Raw genomic sequence first — 14,968 nt, forward strand, 5'->3', positions numbered from 1 at the left:
GTACCGCGTGCTCCTCCCATGGTCGGTGGCGCACGGTCATCGGGAAACCCGTATACCGCACTCACTGTCATCGTGATGCGTGATGAGCGGGGGTAGCGTGGGGGTATGTACGACCCTGTCCAGTTGCGGACGTTCCTCACGGTGGCCCAGACGCTCAGCTTCACGCAGGCCGCGGGCCGGCTCGGGGTGGGGCAGTCCACGGTCAGCCAGCATGTGCGGCGGCTGGAGGAGGCGACGGGGCGCCCGCTGTTCGTCCGGGACACGCACAGCGTCGGGCTCACGGAGGACGGCGAGGCACTGCTCGGTTTCGCGCGGACGATCCTGGAGGCGAACGAGCGGGCGGCGGCCTTCTTCGCGGGGACCAGGCTCCGCGGGCGGTTGCGGTTCGGGGCCTCGGAGGACTTCGTGCTGACGCGCCTTCCGGAGATCCTCGAAGGCTTCCGGCACGAGCATCCCGAGGTGGATCTGGAGCTGTCGGTGGAGCTCTCGGGGACGCTGCACGAACGGCTGGACGCGGGGCGCCTGGACCTGGTGCTCGCGAAGCGGCGGGGTCCCGCGGACGAGCGGGGCCGGCTCGTCTGGCGGGACCGGATGGTGTGGATCGGCGCGGAGGGGCTGCGCGTGGACCCGGAGCGCCCTGTTCCGCTGATCGCCTTTCCGCCGCCGGGCATCACCCGGGCCCGGGCGCTGGAGGTGCTGGAGGCAGAGGGGCGGGCGTGGCGGATCGCGTGCACGAGCGGGAGCCTGAGCGGCCTGATCGCGGCGGCCCGGGCCGGGCTGGGCGTGATGGCGCACACCCGGGGGCTGATCCCGCCGGGCCTGGTGCGGGTCGGCGGGCTGCCGGAGCTGGGGCCGGTGGAGTTCGCGCTGCTCCGCGGGGCGCGTCCGTCGGCCGCGGCCGTACTGTCCGGCGCGGACCGGCTCAGTCGCACGTCAACGGCGTGAACACCGTGATCACTGGGGAGGTCTTGTGGAGGTATCCGATGGCCGACGAAGCCCTGTTGACCATGAGGTACGTTCACCGCGGCGCGCGGAGAGGAGCGGGGCCTTGCGCGAGATCACCGTCCCACCCGTCGTCACGGGCGCGCCCGTCGGCGGCCTGGCCGACATCGTCTTCCAGCACGCCCGCGAGGAGCCGGACCGGGTGGTGCTCGGCCGCAAGACCGAGGGTGTCTGGCGGGACGTGACCTCCCGGGAGCTGGCCGCCGAGGTGCTCGCGCTGGCCCGGGGGCTGCTGGCCCAGGGGGTGCGCTTCGGGGACCGGGTGGCCGTCATGTCCCGCACCCGGTACGAGTGGACCCTCTTCGACTTCGCCCTGTGGGCGATCGGCGCCCAGCCCGTCCCGGTGTATCCCACGTCGTCGGCCGATCAGGTGCACTGGATCCTCTTCGACACCGACTGCACGGCCTGCGTGGTCGAGGACGAGAACCAGGCCATGACGGTGGGTTCGGTGATCGACCGGCTCCCCCACCTGCGCCGGCTGTGGCAGCTCGACGCGGGGGCCCTGGACGCGCTCGTCGCCGACGGCCGCGGGGTCGCCGAGGACGTCGTGCACCGCCATCGCGGGGCGGTGACGCCCGACGCGACCGCCACCGTCATCTACACCTCCGGGACCACCGGCCGGCCCAAGGGGTGCGTGCTCACGCACGCCAACTTCATGTACGAGACCGACACGCTGGTCAACCGCTGGGAGTCGGTGTTCCAGGCCCGGCAGGGCGAGCAGCCCTCCACCCTGCTCTTCCTGCCGCTGGCGCACGTGTTCGGGCGGATGGTGGAGGTGGCCGCCGTCCGGGCGCGGGTCAAGCTCGGGCACCAGCCGGTCCTGGCGGCGGCCGAGTTGCTGCCGGATCTCACCGCCTTCCGGCCGACCTTCGTGCTGGGTGTCCCGTACGTGTTCGAGAAGGTCTTCGCGGCCGCCCGCCGCAAGGCGGAGGCGGAGGGACGTACGGGTCCCTTCGACCGGGCGGTGGAGACGGCCGTGCGGTATGCGGAGGCGCGCGAGCGCAAGGCTTTCGGCACCGGTCCGGGGCCGTCGGCCGCGCTGCGGATGGAGCACCAGCTCTTCGACCGGCTGGTCTACGGGAAGGTCCGCGAGGCGATGGGCGGCCGGGTGCGGTACGCGATGTCGGGCGGGTCTGCGATGTCGCGCCGGCTGGGGCTGTTCCTCGACGGGGCGGGGATCACGGTGTTCGAGGGGTACGGGCTGACCGAGTCGTGCGCGGCGGCCACCGCGAATCCGCCGGGGGCGACCAAGTACGGCACCGTGGGGCGGCCGATCCCGGGCAGTACGGTGCACATCGCGCAGGACGGGGAGGTGTGGCTGCACGGCAGCCACATCTTCTCCGGGTATCTGAACGACCCCCGGGCCACGGAGGCGGTGCTGCGCGACGGCTGGCTGGCGACCGGGGACCTGGGCCGGCTCGACGAGGACGGCTACCTCACCATCACCGGGCGCAAGAAGGACATCCTGGTGACCTCCAACGGCAAGAGCGTCGCGCCCGCCGCCCTGGAGGAGCGGGTCCGTTCGCATCCGCTGGTGTCGCAGTGCGTGCTGGTGGGCAATGATCGGCCGTACATCGCGGCGCTGCTCACGCTGGACATGGACGGGATAGCGCACTGGCTGTCGATGCGCGGCCGGCCGCAGATACCGGCGACGGAGCTGGTGGGCGACCCGGAGCTGACGGCGGAGGTCCGCCGGGCGGTGGTGGCCGCGAACACCCTGGTGTCGCAGGCGGAGGCGATCCGTACCTTCCGGGTGCTGGGTGAGCAGTTCACCGAGGAGCGGGGGCTGCTGACCCCCTCGTTGAAGCTCAAGCGCCGGGCGATCGAGAAGGCGTACGAGAAGGAGGTCGCGGCCCTCTACTCCTCCTCCTGAACCGGGTCCGGCCGCGGGCCGTCCCGGCAGGTCCGGTCGGTGTTCCGGGCGGACACCACCCAGAACTGACGGATCGTCATTTCTGTCCGTCAGCAATATTGACGATCCGTCAGGTCGCGCACAGAATGCGGGGATTCCAACGGAGGGGATCCCCGACATGTTGCGACCGATCCGCATCCTGGCCGCCGCGGCGGCGGCCCTCGCCCTCGTCTCCGCCTGCAACTCCGCCTCCACCAACGGCGCCGGCACCGGCAAGCCCGGTGACGTGTCCGGCAACACCCGCGGGGTGACGGCGGATTCGATCAAGGTCGGCGGGATCGTGTCGATGACCAGCGCCAGCGGCTACAGCAAGAAGGACACCGACCTCGGGGCCAGGGCCCGCTATCTCCGTGCCAACGCGGAGGGCGGGATCAACGGACGCAAGATCGATTACCTCGGGGCGGAGGACGACGGCCAGGATCCCGCCAAGAACCTGGCGGCCGCCCGCAAACTCGTCCAGCAGGACAAGGTCTTCGCCGTCTCCCCCATGAGCTCGGTGACCTTCTCCGGGGCCGACTTCCTGGAGCAGGAGAAGGTTCCCACCTTCGGCTGGGGCACCCTGCCCTCCTTCTGCGGGCCCAAGCACATCTACGGCTTCAACGGCTGCCTGGTCCCCACTCCCGGCGGCACCCTCAACCAGACCTGGCCCGAGGGCATCGGCCAGGTCCTCGGCGGGGCCCGGGGCAAGTCGGTCGCGATCATCGCCAATGACAGCGACGCGGGCAAGTTCGGCATCCGCACCTTCCAGCAGGGCTTCGCCAGCGCCGGGTTCGAGGTGTCCTACGCCAAGGCCTCCGTGCCCGGTACCGCCGTCCCGAGCGACTGGTCCGCGTACGTGAAGGAGATCCTCTCCAGCAACGACGGCAAGGCTCCGGACGCCGTCGTCTCCGTGATGCAGACCCCCAACAACATCGGGCTCTTCACCGCGCTCAAGCGCAGCGGCTACCAGGGTCTGCTCTCCGACCCGACCGACTACGACCCGGGGCTGCTCGCAAAGGACGCCACCAAGCAGGCCCTCGACGGGGTGCACGTACTGCTGCAGTTCCAGCCCTTCGAGTCCGCCGACCCGAAGATGACCCAGTTCAAGGCCGACATCAAGGCAGCGGCGGGAGGCCGGGAAGTGCCTTTGAACATGCACATGCTCACCGGATACATGTCGGCCGACCTGTTCGTGTCCATCGCGCAGAAGACGGGCAAGGACCTGACCGTCGAGTCCTTCCAGAGCGCCGCGCAGGGCTTCGCCGACACCGGCACCCTCGTCGGCGACCGCGCGGAGCCCAAGGGGCAGAAGGACAGCTTCGGCTGCGGGGCGCTCGTACAGCTCAAGAACGGCGCGTACGAGGTCTCCGTGCCGTTCAAGTGCTACGAACCCATCCCCTTCAAGTAGGGCAGCGGCATGGGGGATCTGCTCGTCTTCGTGCTGAGCGGTCTGGTCTCCGGCGCCCTGTACGCACTGCTCGCCACCGGGCTGGTGCTGTCGTACTCGGCGTCCGGGCTGTTCAACTTCGCGCACGGGGCCACCGCCTACCTGTGCGCGCTCACCTTCTACGAGTTGCACTCGGGCCTGGGCTGGCCCGCCGTCCCGGCCGCGCTCCTGGTGGTGTGCGCCTTGGCCCCCGGCCTCGGCTGGGGGCTGGACCGACTGATGTTCCGCCGGCTCGCGCGGGTGGGTGAGACGGCGCAGATCGTGGCCACCATCGGGCTGCTGGTGGCGCTGCCCGCGGCCGGGCTGTGGGTGGTGGAGCTGCTGGCGGACGCGGGCGCGCCGGTGAAGCCGGCGGAGAACCAGTTCGGGCTGCCGGGGGTGGGGCCCAGCCCCGCGAAGTCCTGGCAGCTCGCGGAGGGCGTCGGCATCGACTCCGACCAGCTGATCACCTGGGTCGTGACGGCGCTGGTGGCGGTGGCGCTGTGGGTGCTGATGCGGCACACCCGGCTCGGGCTGCACCTGCGGGCCGCCGTCGACAACCGCTCGCTGACCGAACTGCGCGGCATCAGCGCCGACCGGCTGTCGTCGGTGGCGTGGATGATCGCGTCGGGGCTGGCCGGGCTGGCGGGGGTGCTGGCGACCCCGCTGCTGGGGCTCTCGGCGCACGACTTCACGCTGTTCCTGTTCGTCTCGGCCACGGCGGCGGTCATCGGACGGTTCGCGTCCGTGCCGCTCGCCTTCGCGGGCGGGCTGGGCCTGGGGGTGCTGCAGAACCTGGTGGCCGGGTACGCGTCCTTCGCCGAGTCCGTCACCGGCTTCCGTACGGCGGTGCCCTTCCTGATCCTGTTCGGCGGGCTGCTGGTGCTCACCCGCAGGGCGCGCACGGCGGGGGTCGCGGCCGCGGACGCGCCGCCGGTCGACCATCTGGCCGGGGCCCCGTGGTCGCGCCGGTGGGGAGTGTGGGCAGTGGGCGCGGCGCTCCTGTGCGTGGCGTTCTACACCGTGACCACGCCGTTCTGGAGCGGGCTGCTGGCCCAGGGACTGGCCATCGCGCTGGTGTTCATGTCGTTCACGGTGGTGACCGGGCTCGGGGCGATGGTGTCGCTGGCGCAGGGCACCTTCGTCACCGGTGCCGCGCTCGTGGCCGGGCTGCTCATGAGCCGGGGCTGGCCCTTCGTCGCGGCGCTGGCGGTGGGCACATGCGTGGCGGCGCTGCTGGGGGCACTCGTCGCCCTGCCCGCGCTGCGGCTCGGGGGCAGGTCCCTGGCCCTGGCCACGCTGGCGCTGGCCTTCCTCGCCGACCAAGTGCTGTTCCAGCTGCGGTGGCTGCGCAACGGCGACGCAGGCTGGTCCATCCCGCGGCCGGTGTTCGGACCGGTGGACCTCTCGGACGACCGGGCGCTCGGGGTGGCCCTGGTCGTACTGGTCGCGCTGGTGGCGGCCGGGCTGAGCGCGCTGCGCGCCTCCCCGTCGGGGCGGGCGATGCTGGCGGTGCGGTCGGCCCCGGCGGCGGCGGTCGCCTCGGGGGTCTCCGTCCTGCGGACGAAGCTGCTGCTGTTCACCCTGTCGGCGGGGCTGGCCGGATTCGGGGGCGTGCTGTACGCCTCGTACAACACCCGGATCACGGCGACCGACTTCACTGCGATGACCGGGCTGGTGTGGCTGGCGGTGGTCGTGGCGGCGGGTGTGCGCAGGCCGCAGTACGCGGTGGTGGCGGGGCTGGTGTTCGCGGTGGCCCCGCGGGTGCTGGCGGACTATGTGACGGCCTCGGCGCACCTGCCGGTGATCCTGTTCGGCTTGGCGGGGCTGGCGCTGGCCAATGACCCGGACGGGTACTGCGCGGCGGTGCCGGTGCGGCTGGCGAAGCGGCGGGCCGCCGCTTCCCGGGGCTCCGCCCCGGACCCCGCGCCTCAAACGCCGGCGGGGCCGGATCTGCCCGGCGAGGCCGGGCCCGCGCTGGAGCTGCGCGGCGTCACCGCCGGGTACGACGGGGGGCTCGTCCTGCACGGGGTGGATCTCGCCGTCCGCCCGGGCGAGATCCTCGCCGTGCTCGGGCCCAACGGGGCCGGGAAGAGCACCGCCTGCCGGGTGGCCGCCGGGCTGCTGCCCGCCGCGGCCGGGGCGGTGTACGTGGGCGGGCGGGACGCGACGCGGGACGGGGCAGTACGGCGGTCTCGGTCCGGGGTGCTGCTCGCCCCCGAGGGGCGCGGGATCTTCCCCGCGCTCACCATCGAGGAGAACCTGGCCCTGTACCTCACGGAGGCCGACGCACGGGCCGCCGTCTACGCACGCTTCCCGCGGCTCGCGGAGCGGCGCAGGATCCCCGCCGGAGCGCTCTCCGGCGGGGAACAGCAGATGCTGGCGCTGGCTCCGCTGCTCCAGCGGCCGCCCGCGGTGCTGATCGCCGACGAACCCTCGCTCGGGCTCGCCCCGCGCGTGGTGGAGGAGGTGTACGCGCTGCTCACCGAGCTCCGCGACGCCGGGACCGCGCTGCTCCTGGTGGAGGAGAAGGCCGCCGAGATCCTCGGGATCGCCGACACCGTGGCCTACCTCTCCCAGGGTCGGGTGTCCTGGTGCGGCCCGCGGGCCGAGGTGGAGGCGGACCGGCTCACCGAGGCCTACCTGGGGATGGCGACATGAGCGAGGGCGGGTACGTACTTCAGGCGCTCGGGGTCGGCGTGCGGTTCGGCGGCGTCCGGGCGCTGGCCGGGGTGGACCTCGGGGTCCGCGCGGGAGAGGTGTGCGGGCTGATCGGGCCGAACGGCGCCGGGAAGACCACCCTGTTCGACGTCCTGTCCGGGATCCGCCGCCCCGACCGGGGGCGGCTGCTGCTGGACGGGACGGACATCACCCGCCGCTCCCCCGTCTGGCGGGCCCGGCACGGGATCCGGCGGACCTTCCAGCGGCAGCAGTTGTTCGGCCAGCTCAGCGTGGCCGACAACGTGCTGGTGGCGCAGGAGTGGCGGGGCGGTGGGGGCGGACCGGCCGCCGATCTCCTGGCCCTGCCGTCCCGGCGGGCCCGGGAGCGCGAGCGCCGGGCCCGCGGTGAGCGGGTGCTGGCCGACTGCGGGATCGGCGCGCTCGGTGCCTCGTACGCCGGCGGGCTTCCCGTCGGGCAGGCCCGGATGGTGGAGGTGGCCCGCGCGGTGGCCGATCCGCCGCGGGTGCTGCTGCTGGACGAGCCCGCGTCCGGCATGTCCGCCCCGGAGCGCGACCGGCTCGCGGAGGTCGTGCGGCGGCTGGCGGAGCGGGAGGGCTGCGCGGTGCTGCTGGTCGAGCACAACGTGGCCTTCGTGATGGAGCTCTGCACCCGGGTCGTCGTACTGGACCTCGGAACGGTGCTGGCCGAGGGCACGGCGGCCGCGGTACGGGCGAATCCGCTGGTGCGGGAGGCGTATCTCGGGGCGACCTGAGGGAGCGCTCACGGACGGCCGTACGGACGGCCGCCGGATGGCGGGAATACGTCGTACGAGGGGCCGGTTGTCGCCCCTCGTACGACGCTTTTCCGCCACCGCGCCCATGCGCCCACGTGAGGGAACGACCAAGACGTGAACCAGGTCCCCGCCATCAAGCTCAACAACGGCACGCTCATGCCCCGGCTCGGCTACGGCGTCTGGCAGGTGCCGGACGCCGAGGCGGAGCGCGCCGTCGGGACCGCCCTGGCGGCCGGTTACCGCAGCATCGACACGGCGGCCGTCTACGGCAATGAGACCGGCACCGGCAAGGCCGTCGCCGCCTCCGGACTGCCGCGCGAGGAACTGTTCGTCACCACCAAGCTGTGGAACGGCCCGAAGCAGAAGTGGGGCCGTGACCAGGTGCTGCGCGCCTTCGACGACTCCCTCGCCAAGCTGCGCCTGGACCACGTCGACCTGTACCTGATCCACTGGCCGCGTCCGATGCGCGACGACTTCGTCGCGATCTGGAAGACCTTCGAGGAGCTCGCGGCGAGCGGCCGCGCCCGGGCGGTCGGCGTGTCGAACTTCCGCCCGGCCGACCTGGAGCGGATCGCCGCCGAGAGCGAGCTGGTTCCGGCCGTCAACCAGGTCGAGCTGCACCCGCTCTTCCCGCAGGCCGAGCTGCGCGCCGTGCACGCCGAGCGCGGTATCGCCACCGAGGCCTGGTCCCCGCTGGGCCAGGGCAAGGAGCTGCTGACCCTCCCGGCCGTGACCGCGATCGCGGACAAGTACGGCCGCAGCGCCGCGCAGGTGGTGCTCCGCTGGCACCTGCAGCACGGGAACATCGTGATCCCGAAGTCCGTGACCCCCGCGCGCATCCGGGAGAACCTGGACGTCTTCGGCTTCGAGCTGGACGCCGCCGACATCGCGGCGCTGGACGCGCTGGGCGCGGGCGCGGCGGGCCGCCGGATCGGGCCGGACCCGGCCGAGTTCGACGTGTGACGGGGTCCGGGTCCGGACCTGTCCACGGGTCCGGACCCGGACTGTCCTTCCCACGGGTCAGACGCGTACGAAGCTCCGTATGCGGTACGTCGGCTCCGCGCGCGGGACGTCCTGGTCCGGCAGCAGCTCCAGCCGGGCCGCCAGCTCCTGCGCGGTGATGCCGCGCGGCACGATCCGGGAGGCGTACCGGCCCGCGAGCAGGGCCTCGGCGGAGCCGCGCGGGGTGCGGCCCTGGCCGTGGCCGGTGAAGCGGGCCTCGCCGACCGGGAGCAGACCGGCCCGGGCCGCGTAGGCCTCGACCTCCCCGGATGCGTCCGCGGGGGTCGGGGTCAGGTGCGCGGCGAAGACGGCGTCGATGTCGCTTCCGACGTCGTGCGCCGAGTCCTTGTCCACGGTGGCGAGGAGGACCCCGCCGGGGCGCAGCACCCGGGCGGCCTCGGCGATCACGGCCGGCACGAGTCCCGGCTCCCGCAGCAGGTGCAGCAGCCACACCGCGCTCACCGCGTCCAGCGACTGCGACCGGACCGGCAGCCGGGCCGCGTCGGCCAGGGCGACGGGCACGCCGCGGCGCAGCGCCGTCGCGGCCATGCCGTGGGAGGCGTCGGCGCCCAGGACGCGCAGGGCCGGGCGCCGCAACCGGCTGGTGACGATGCCGGTGCCGCAGCCGAGGTCGAGGAGGGTGCGCGCGTCTGCGGGGAGCAGTCCGAGGACGGCCGCGGCCGCCGCCTCGGCGCGCGGGGTGCCGCCGCGGGTGGCGTCGTAGGCCGCGGCCTCCGCGTCGTAGTCGAGCAGGGTTCCGACGGACGGTATGTGCGTGGTCATCAGCTCGCGCCGTGGGCCGGGGCGAGGGCTTCGACGCGTTCGGCGAGGGCGAAGTCGGACTCCGTCACCACGTCGCCGGCGTCGTGGCTGTTCACGGAGAGCCGGACCGTGTTGTAGCCGAGCGTCAGGTCGGAGTGGTGGTTCAACTCCTCCTGGACGCTGGCGATATGGGAGACGAGGGCGCTGGCGGCGAAGTGGCTGCCCAGCCGGTAGGTGCGGAAGATCCGGTCGTCCTCGAAGGCCCAGCCGGGGAGTTCCCGCAACCGGTCCTCGATCTCCTTCTGTGACAGCGGCTCACTCGGCATGCACCGGCTCCTTTTCCCCGTGACGTGTAGTCAAGGTTCCCACAGTGGAGGCCGGGACAATCCTTTCGCGCCATAGTGCGCTCGGGTGCTTCTACGCCTTCCGCGTCCATCCGGCCCCACCTATGCTCCTGCGCCGGAGAGGCTGTTACCAGCGGTAACGAGGGGGCATCCGTCATGGCGGGCACAGGAAGTTCCAGGCGTACGTTCATCGCGGGCGCGGGCGCGGCGGCCACCACCGGGGCGGTCATGACCGGGGCGGGGGCGGCGCCCGCGGCGGCCGCCCCGGCCGCCGGGTCGCCGGCTGCCGGACCGAGCGTCGCGGTTCTCGGCGGCGGGGTGGCCGGCCTGACCGCGGCGCACGAACTCGCCGAGCGGGGCTACGCCGTGACCGTGTACGAGCGCCGCGCGCTCGGCGGCAAGGCGCGCAGCATGGACGTGCCCGGCAGCGCCCGCGGCGGGCGCCGGCCGCTGCCCGCCGAGCACGGCTTCCGCTTCATCCCCGGCATCTACCACAACCTGCCCGACACCATGCGGCGCATCCCCTTCCCCGGGAACGCGCACGGCGTGTGGGACAACCTCGTCGCGCCGCGCGAGATGATGTTCGCCCGGGCGGCCGGGCGCGAGGACCTGCGCGCGCCGATCCCCTGGCCCGAGCACTCCCCCGCCGAGCTGACGCCCGAGGAGCTGCGGCGCGCCCTCACCGGCATCCTGCAGACACTGGTCCGGCTCCCGCCGCACGAGACGGCGTACTTCGTCGACCGGGTGCTCGTCTTCCTCACCAGCTGCGACGAGCGGCGCACCGAGGTCTGGGAGCGGACCCCCTGGTGGGACTTCGTGCGCGCGGAGCGGATGTCGAACGAGTACCGCCGCATCCTCGCCGTCGGCATCACCCGCAACATCGTGGCGACCAAGGCCGAGGAGGCCTCCACCCGTACGGTCGGCACCCTCGGCGAGGCCTTCGTCTTCAACCTGCTGGGGCGCGGGGCGGACGGCCCGCCCGACCGGATCCTCAACCTGCCGACCAACGAGGCCTGGATCGATCCCTGGGAGGCCCATCTGCGCTCCCTCGGCGTGGAGTTCAGGATCGGCTGGACAGTACGGGAGGTGCGCTGCGCGGACGGCCGCGTGAGCGGGGTCGCGGTCGAGGGCCCGGACGGCGCCCCGCAGACCGTCACCGCCGACCACTACGTGAGCGCCCTGCCCGTCGAGCACGCCCGCCGCACCTGGAGCGCGGCGCTGCGGGCCGCCGATCCGATGCTGGGGCGCTGCGACCGGCTGCAGACGGACTGGATGACCGGCATCCAGTTCTACCTCACCGAGCGGGCCCCGCTGGTGCACGGCCACCTCAACTGCATCGACTCCCCCTGGTCGCTGACGGCGATCCAGCAGGCCGAGCACTGGCCGTCCCGTGACTTCCCGGCCGACTACGGCGACGGAGCGGCGGTCGACTGCCTGTCGGTGGACATCTCGGAGTGGGACAAGCCCGGGATCCTGTACGGGAAGACGGCCAAGCAGTGCACCCGCGAGGAGGTGGCGCGCGAGGTGTGGGCGCAGCTGAAGGCCTCCCTCAACGACACCGGGAAGACCCTGCTGGCCGACTCCAAGCTGCACTCGTGGTTCCTGGACCCGGGCGTGGACGGACTCGGCACCCCGCACCCCACCAACCAGGACGAGCTGCTCATCCACCCGGTCGGCACCCTGCACAACCGGCCCGGCGCGGGCACCCGCATCCCGAACTTCTTCCTCAGCGGGGACTACGTGGCGGTCGACATCGACCTGGCGACGATGGAGGGAGCCAACGCCTCAGCCCGCGCGGCCGTCAACTGCCTGCTGGACCGGGACGGTTCGCCGGCCCCGCGCTGCACGGTCCGTCCCATGTACCGGGCGCCGGAGCTGGAGGCCGTCAAGCGGCACGACCTGTGGCGCCACCGGATCGGCCTGCGGAACGTCTTCGACCTGGGCTGAGGCTCCTCGGCTACCGTCGTATGCATGACGACGAGTGTGGGCACTCTGCTGCGCGCCTGGCGGCAGCGGCGCGGCATCAGCCAGCTGGAGCTGGCGGGCCGCGCCGCATCCTCCTCCCGGCACATCAGCTTCATCGAGACGGGCCGGTCCCGGCCGAGCGAGGAGATGGTGCTGCGGCTCGCCGACCACCTCGACGTGCCGGTGCGGGAGCGCAACGCCCTGCTGCTGGCCGCGGGTTACGCCCCGCGCTATGCGCACACCGGGCTGGACGACCCGGCGATGGGGACGCTGCGCGAGGGCATCGAACGGCTGCTGGCGGGGTACGAGCCCTATCCGGCACTGGTCGTGGACGCCAAGTACGACGTGGTCGCCGCCAACCGGGGCATCGCGATGCTGCTGGACGGGCTGCCGGAGCACCTGCTGACCCCGCCGCTGAACGCCATGCGGATCACCCTGCATCCCGAGGGCCTGGCCCCGAGGATCCGCAACCTCGCGGCGTGGCGCGGGCACCTGCTGGCGCAGATGGAGCGGCAGATCGCGCTGGCCCGGTCCGAGCCGTTGCGCGCCCTCTACGAGGAGGTGTCGGCCTATCCGGTCGCCGAACGGGCGGACGACGGCGAACCGGAGGGACCCGCCGCGTACCTCGCACTGCCGCTGGTGATCGAGCACGACGGGCACGTGCTGTCCTTCGTGTCGTCCATCGCGACCTTCAACACGCCGATGGACGTGACCGTCGCCGAGCTGGCCATCGAGACGATGCTCCCGGCCGACCCGGCGACGGTGAAGTACCTGCGCTCACTGGGTGGCTGAGCCGGAGCGCAGGGCCAGCTGCTGGAACACGGCGAACCCGGCCACGGTGGCGGCCTGCACCGGGATCCACAGCAGGCCGGCGGTGGTGGGGTCGAACCAGAGCGCCAGTGAGACCAGACTGAGGGCGGCCCAGGCGTAGTTCGTCTCGATGACCAGCTTCACCGGGAGGACGGGGGGCTGCCGCCGCGACGCGAGCCATCCGACCGCGGCCCCGTAGGCGAGGAGCAGGACGCCCAGTTCCAGGAGGAGGCCCTGGCCGACGCCGAGCAGCCGGCCGAGCGGGGCGGAGAAGGCGGCGTAGGCGAGCCCGTTGGCGGTGGTGACGGCGGAGTCGAGGGCGAGGAAGCGGCGCAGCGCGGTCTGCGGGACTTGGTTGCGGGCGAAGCCGGCGAGCGGGGTCGCGGACATGGGGATCAGCCTCCATCGAGGTCGAACGGCCTGGTGGGACACGGGTTCCGGGACCGAGTGCGCGGCCCCGGGACCCGATGCGTCCACTGTGCCGGGGGCTCTGGAGCGGGTCGATTACCTCGCAGGTCATGCCAACCGTTTTTGAGCTGTACGGCAGGAAACGTTGGGGTTCCCCTGGTTCGGCCAAAGGCTGGAGGCTAGGCTTCACGAAGCCCGATCAACTCGAACACCTTGTCGACAAATGGAGAATCCGCCGGTGCGAGCCGCCGCCCGTCCCGACCTCGCCGCGATCTGGCGTCGCACCTGGGCACTGTCGCAGGAGCACGGGCAGGATCCGGCCGAGGTGCTGGCCGTGGAGCGGCTGAGCCACCTCTCCGGGGTCGAACCGGGGCGCGTACCGCAGGTGCTGGCGGGCACCGCGGACGAGGCGCCGCTGGAGCGGCGCGTGCACCAGCGGTTCCTGCGGCTGCGCGCCACCCGGCGCGACAAGCACGGCCGGGAGTGGCCGCTGGCCGCCATCGCCGAGGACTTCGCCGCCCCCGGCGCCTCCCTCGGGCCGCTCAACGCGGGCACCGGACTGCCCCGGATGGGCCATGCGGCCGGTGTGCAGCGGTTCTTCGGCGTGTACGCCGGTTTCCTGCTGGCCGACAGCAAGAGCGCGGTGGAACGGGCCCTCGCCCTGTCCGCGACCACCGTCTCGGACGGCCGGGACGACCTGGAGCACCTGTCGTACCTGACGGGCATGACCCCGCAGGCCATCCGGCTCACCCTCGACGGCAGGCCGCCCCGGCTGCCGCTGAAGGAGCAGGTGCACCTGCGGTTCGAGCACCTGCGCCGCACCCGCGTACGGGAGGACGGCCAGCCGCACTCGCTGGCGGCCGTCGCCCGGTCCTTCGACGCGTCGGGGCAGTCGCTGACCCGCCTCGCTCAGGGCGAGGGCCTGCCGAACCTCGCCGCGGCCGCCGGGATCCAGCGTTTCTACGGCGTCGAGGGCGGCTTCCTGCTGGCGGACGACACCGAGGCCCTCTCCACCGCCCTCGCACTGATCGAGGGCGAACTGGAGTCCGCGGTGCGGGACCGGGAGAACCCGATGCTGGCGGTGCTGCGGGCACACGACGTACGCAGCATCGTGACGCGGGCCGGCCGGCTGTCGCCCCAGGGGTGGAAGTCACTGGCCGACCACCTGGACGACCTCCTCGCACGCGAGGGGCAGCTCGGAGCTCCGGGCACGAAGGGCGGGACGCCGACCGAGGACGGCGCCGCCGAGGGAGAAACACCATGAGGACCACACGGGCCATGCGCAAGCTGGGCTCCGAACTGCTGGAGGGCGCGCGCCTGACGCCGCCGGCCGATGTCGGCGAGATCATCGGTGCGTTGTGCGCCGCGTACGCCGAGCGGCGCGGCGGAGGCCGGAAGGTCGACTTCCAGTTCTCCTCCTTCCCGCCGGACACCGCGAGCGGGCTGTGGCTGGAGCTGGACGACGTCGACCTGATCGTCGTCGAGCAGCACACCCGGCCCGAACACCAGCTCGTCATCGCGTGCCACGAGTTGTGGCACCTGGACGAGGGGTCCTGCGACAGCGTCGGTCCGGGCATGCTGGCGGCTGCCCGGCTGGCGGGACACCCCGGCCGCCTCGCCGAACTGCTGTCCTCCGGAGCCGGATTGGACGCCGTGGTCCGGCAGGCCGCCGCACGCGCCGACCAGGGGGATCCGGCGGAGATCCGGGCCGAGACCTTCGGCCTGCACCTCGGCAACCTCCTGCGCTCCTACCTGCCGTCGCCCCGGGAGCAGCAGTTGCCCGAGGCGATCGAGCGCATCAAGTCCTCACTCGGCTGGGGAAGCCCCGTGCCACGCCGTGACCTGCACCAGCCAGTCGCCGCACCCCTGACGCCGATGCCCTCAGCACGGCCCTGACAGAGAG

General features: G+C 72.9%; 13 protein-coding genes. 10 read left to right on the forward strand and 3 right to left on the reverse strand.

Annotated features, from left to right (window positions below; all coding sequences use genetic code 11):
• Positions 1-105 precede the first annotated feature (105 nt).
• The 6 genes from OG373_RS08515 (at position 106) to OG373_RS08540 (ending at position 8,737) form a co-directional block, all read left to right on the forward strand.
• Positions 106-945 carry a LysR substrate-binding domain-containing protein gene (locus OG373_RS08515; protein WP_405437157.1) on the forward strand — a complete coding sequence of 280 codons (840 nt, stop codon included), beginning with the start codon at positions 106-108 and terminating at the stop codon, positions 943-945.
• Between the two features lie 103 nt (positions 946-1,048).
• A complete protein-coding gene (locus OG373_RS08520) occupies positions 1,049-2,875 on the forward strand; it encodes an AMP-dependent synthetase/ligase (protein ID WP_405437159.1) in 1,827 nt (608 codons plus the stop codon).
• Positions 2,876-3,032: 157 nt separating this feature from the next.
• On the forward strand, positions 3,033-4,301 hold the full coding sequence (locus tag OG373_RS08525; RefSeq protein WP_405437161.1) for an ABC transporter substrate-binding protein: 1,269 nt from the start codon (positions 3,033-3,035) through the stop codon (positions 4,299-4,301).
• Positions 4,302-4,310: 9 nt separating this feature from the next.
• On the forward strand, positions 4,311-6,980 hold the full coding sequence (locus tag OG373_RS08530; RefSeq protein ID WP_405437163.1) for an ABC transporter permease subunit: 2,670 nt from the start codon (positions 4,311-4,313) through the stop codon (positions 6,978-6,980).
• Positions 6,977-7,753, forward strand: a complete 777-nt coding sequence (locus OG373_RS08535; protein ID WP_405437165.1) for an ABC transporter ATP-binding protein — start codon at positions 6,977-6,979, stop codon at positions 7,751-7,753. The genes OG373_RS08530 and OG373_RS08535 overlap by 4 nt, the downstream gene beginning before the upstream one ends.
• 135 nt (positions 7,754-7,888) lie before the next feature.
• Positions 7,889-8,737 (forward strand): aldo/keto reductase, encoded by an 849-nt coding sequence (locus OG373_RS08540; RefSeq protein ID WP_405437167.1) that lies wholly within the window; start codon positions 7,889-7,891, stop codon positions 8,735-8,737.
• A gap of 57 nt (positions 8,738-8,794) precedes the next feature.
• Here the strand turns inward: OG373_RS08540 and OG373_RS08545 are convergent, their stop codons facing one another.
• Positions 8,795-9,559 (reverse strand): class I SAM-dependent methyltransferase, encoded by a 765-nt coding sequence (locus OG373_RS08545; RefSeq protein WP_397729692.1) that lies wholly within the window; start codon positions 9,557-9,559, stop codon positions 8,795-8,797.
• On the reverse strand, positions 9,559-9,864 hold the full coding sequence (locus OG373_RS08550; RefSeq protein ID WP_405437169.1) for a 4a-hydroxytetrahydrobiopterin dehydratase: 306 nt from the start codon (positions 9,862-9,864) through the stop codon (positions 9,559-9,561). Before OG373_RS08550 ends, OG373_RS08545 begins: the two co-directional genes overlap by 1 nt.
• Positions 9,865-10,038: 174 nt before the next feature.
• Between OG373_RS08550 and OG373_RS08555 the strand changes: the two genes are divergently transcribed.
• Both OG373_RS08555 and OG373_RS08560 read left to right on the forward strand, forming a co-directional pair.
• The gene (locus OG373_RS08555) at positions 10,039-11,829 is read left to right on the forward strand and encodes an FAD-dependent oxidoreductase (protein WP_405437171.1); all 1,791 of its coding nucleotides are present in this window, start codon (positions 10,039-10,041) and stop codon (positions 11,827-11,829) included.
• Positions 11,830-11,853: 24 nt separating this feature from the next.
• Positions 11,854-12,639 (forward strand): helix-turn-helix domain-containing protein, encoded by a 786-nt coding sequence (locus OG373_RS08560; protein WP_405437173.1) that lies wholly within the window; start codon positions 11,854-11,856, stop codon positions 12,637-12,639.
• Here the strand turns inward: OG373_RS08560 and OG373_RS08565 are convergent.
• Positions 12,625-13,047, reverse strand: a complete 423-nt coding sequence (locus tag OG373_RS08565) for a hypothetical protein (RefSeq protein ID WP_405437175.1) — start codon at positions 13,045-13,047, stop codon at positions 12,625-12,627. The two genes, OG373_RS08560 and OG373_RS08565, sit on opposite strands and share 15 nt — an antisense overlap.
• 256 nt (positions 13,048-13,303) lie before the next feature.
• Between OG373_RS08565 and OG373_RS08570 the strand changes: the two genes are divergently transcribed.
• Positions 13,304-14,329: a hypothetical protein gene (locus OG373_RS08570; protein WP_405437177.1), complete on the forward strand. Its 1,026-nt coding sequence runs from the start codon at positions 13,304-13,306 to the stop codon at positions 14,327-14,329.
• A complete protein-coding gene (locus OG373_RS08575; protein ID WP_397729699.1) occupies positions 14,326-14,961 on the forward strand; it encodes a toxin-antitoxin system, toxin component in 636 nt (211 codons plus the stop codon). Before OG373_RS08570 ends, OG373_RS08575 begins: the two co-directional genes overlap by 4 nt.
• The last annotated feature ends 7 nt before the right edge of the window (positions 14,962-14,968 follow it).

The organism is Streptomyces avidinii, from assembly GCF_045161815.1.
GTDB classification, from domain to species: Bacteria; Actinomycetota; Actinomycetes; order Streptomycetales; family Streptomycetaceae; genus Streptomyces; species Streptomyces avidinii.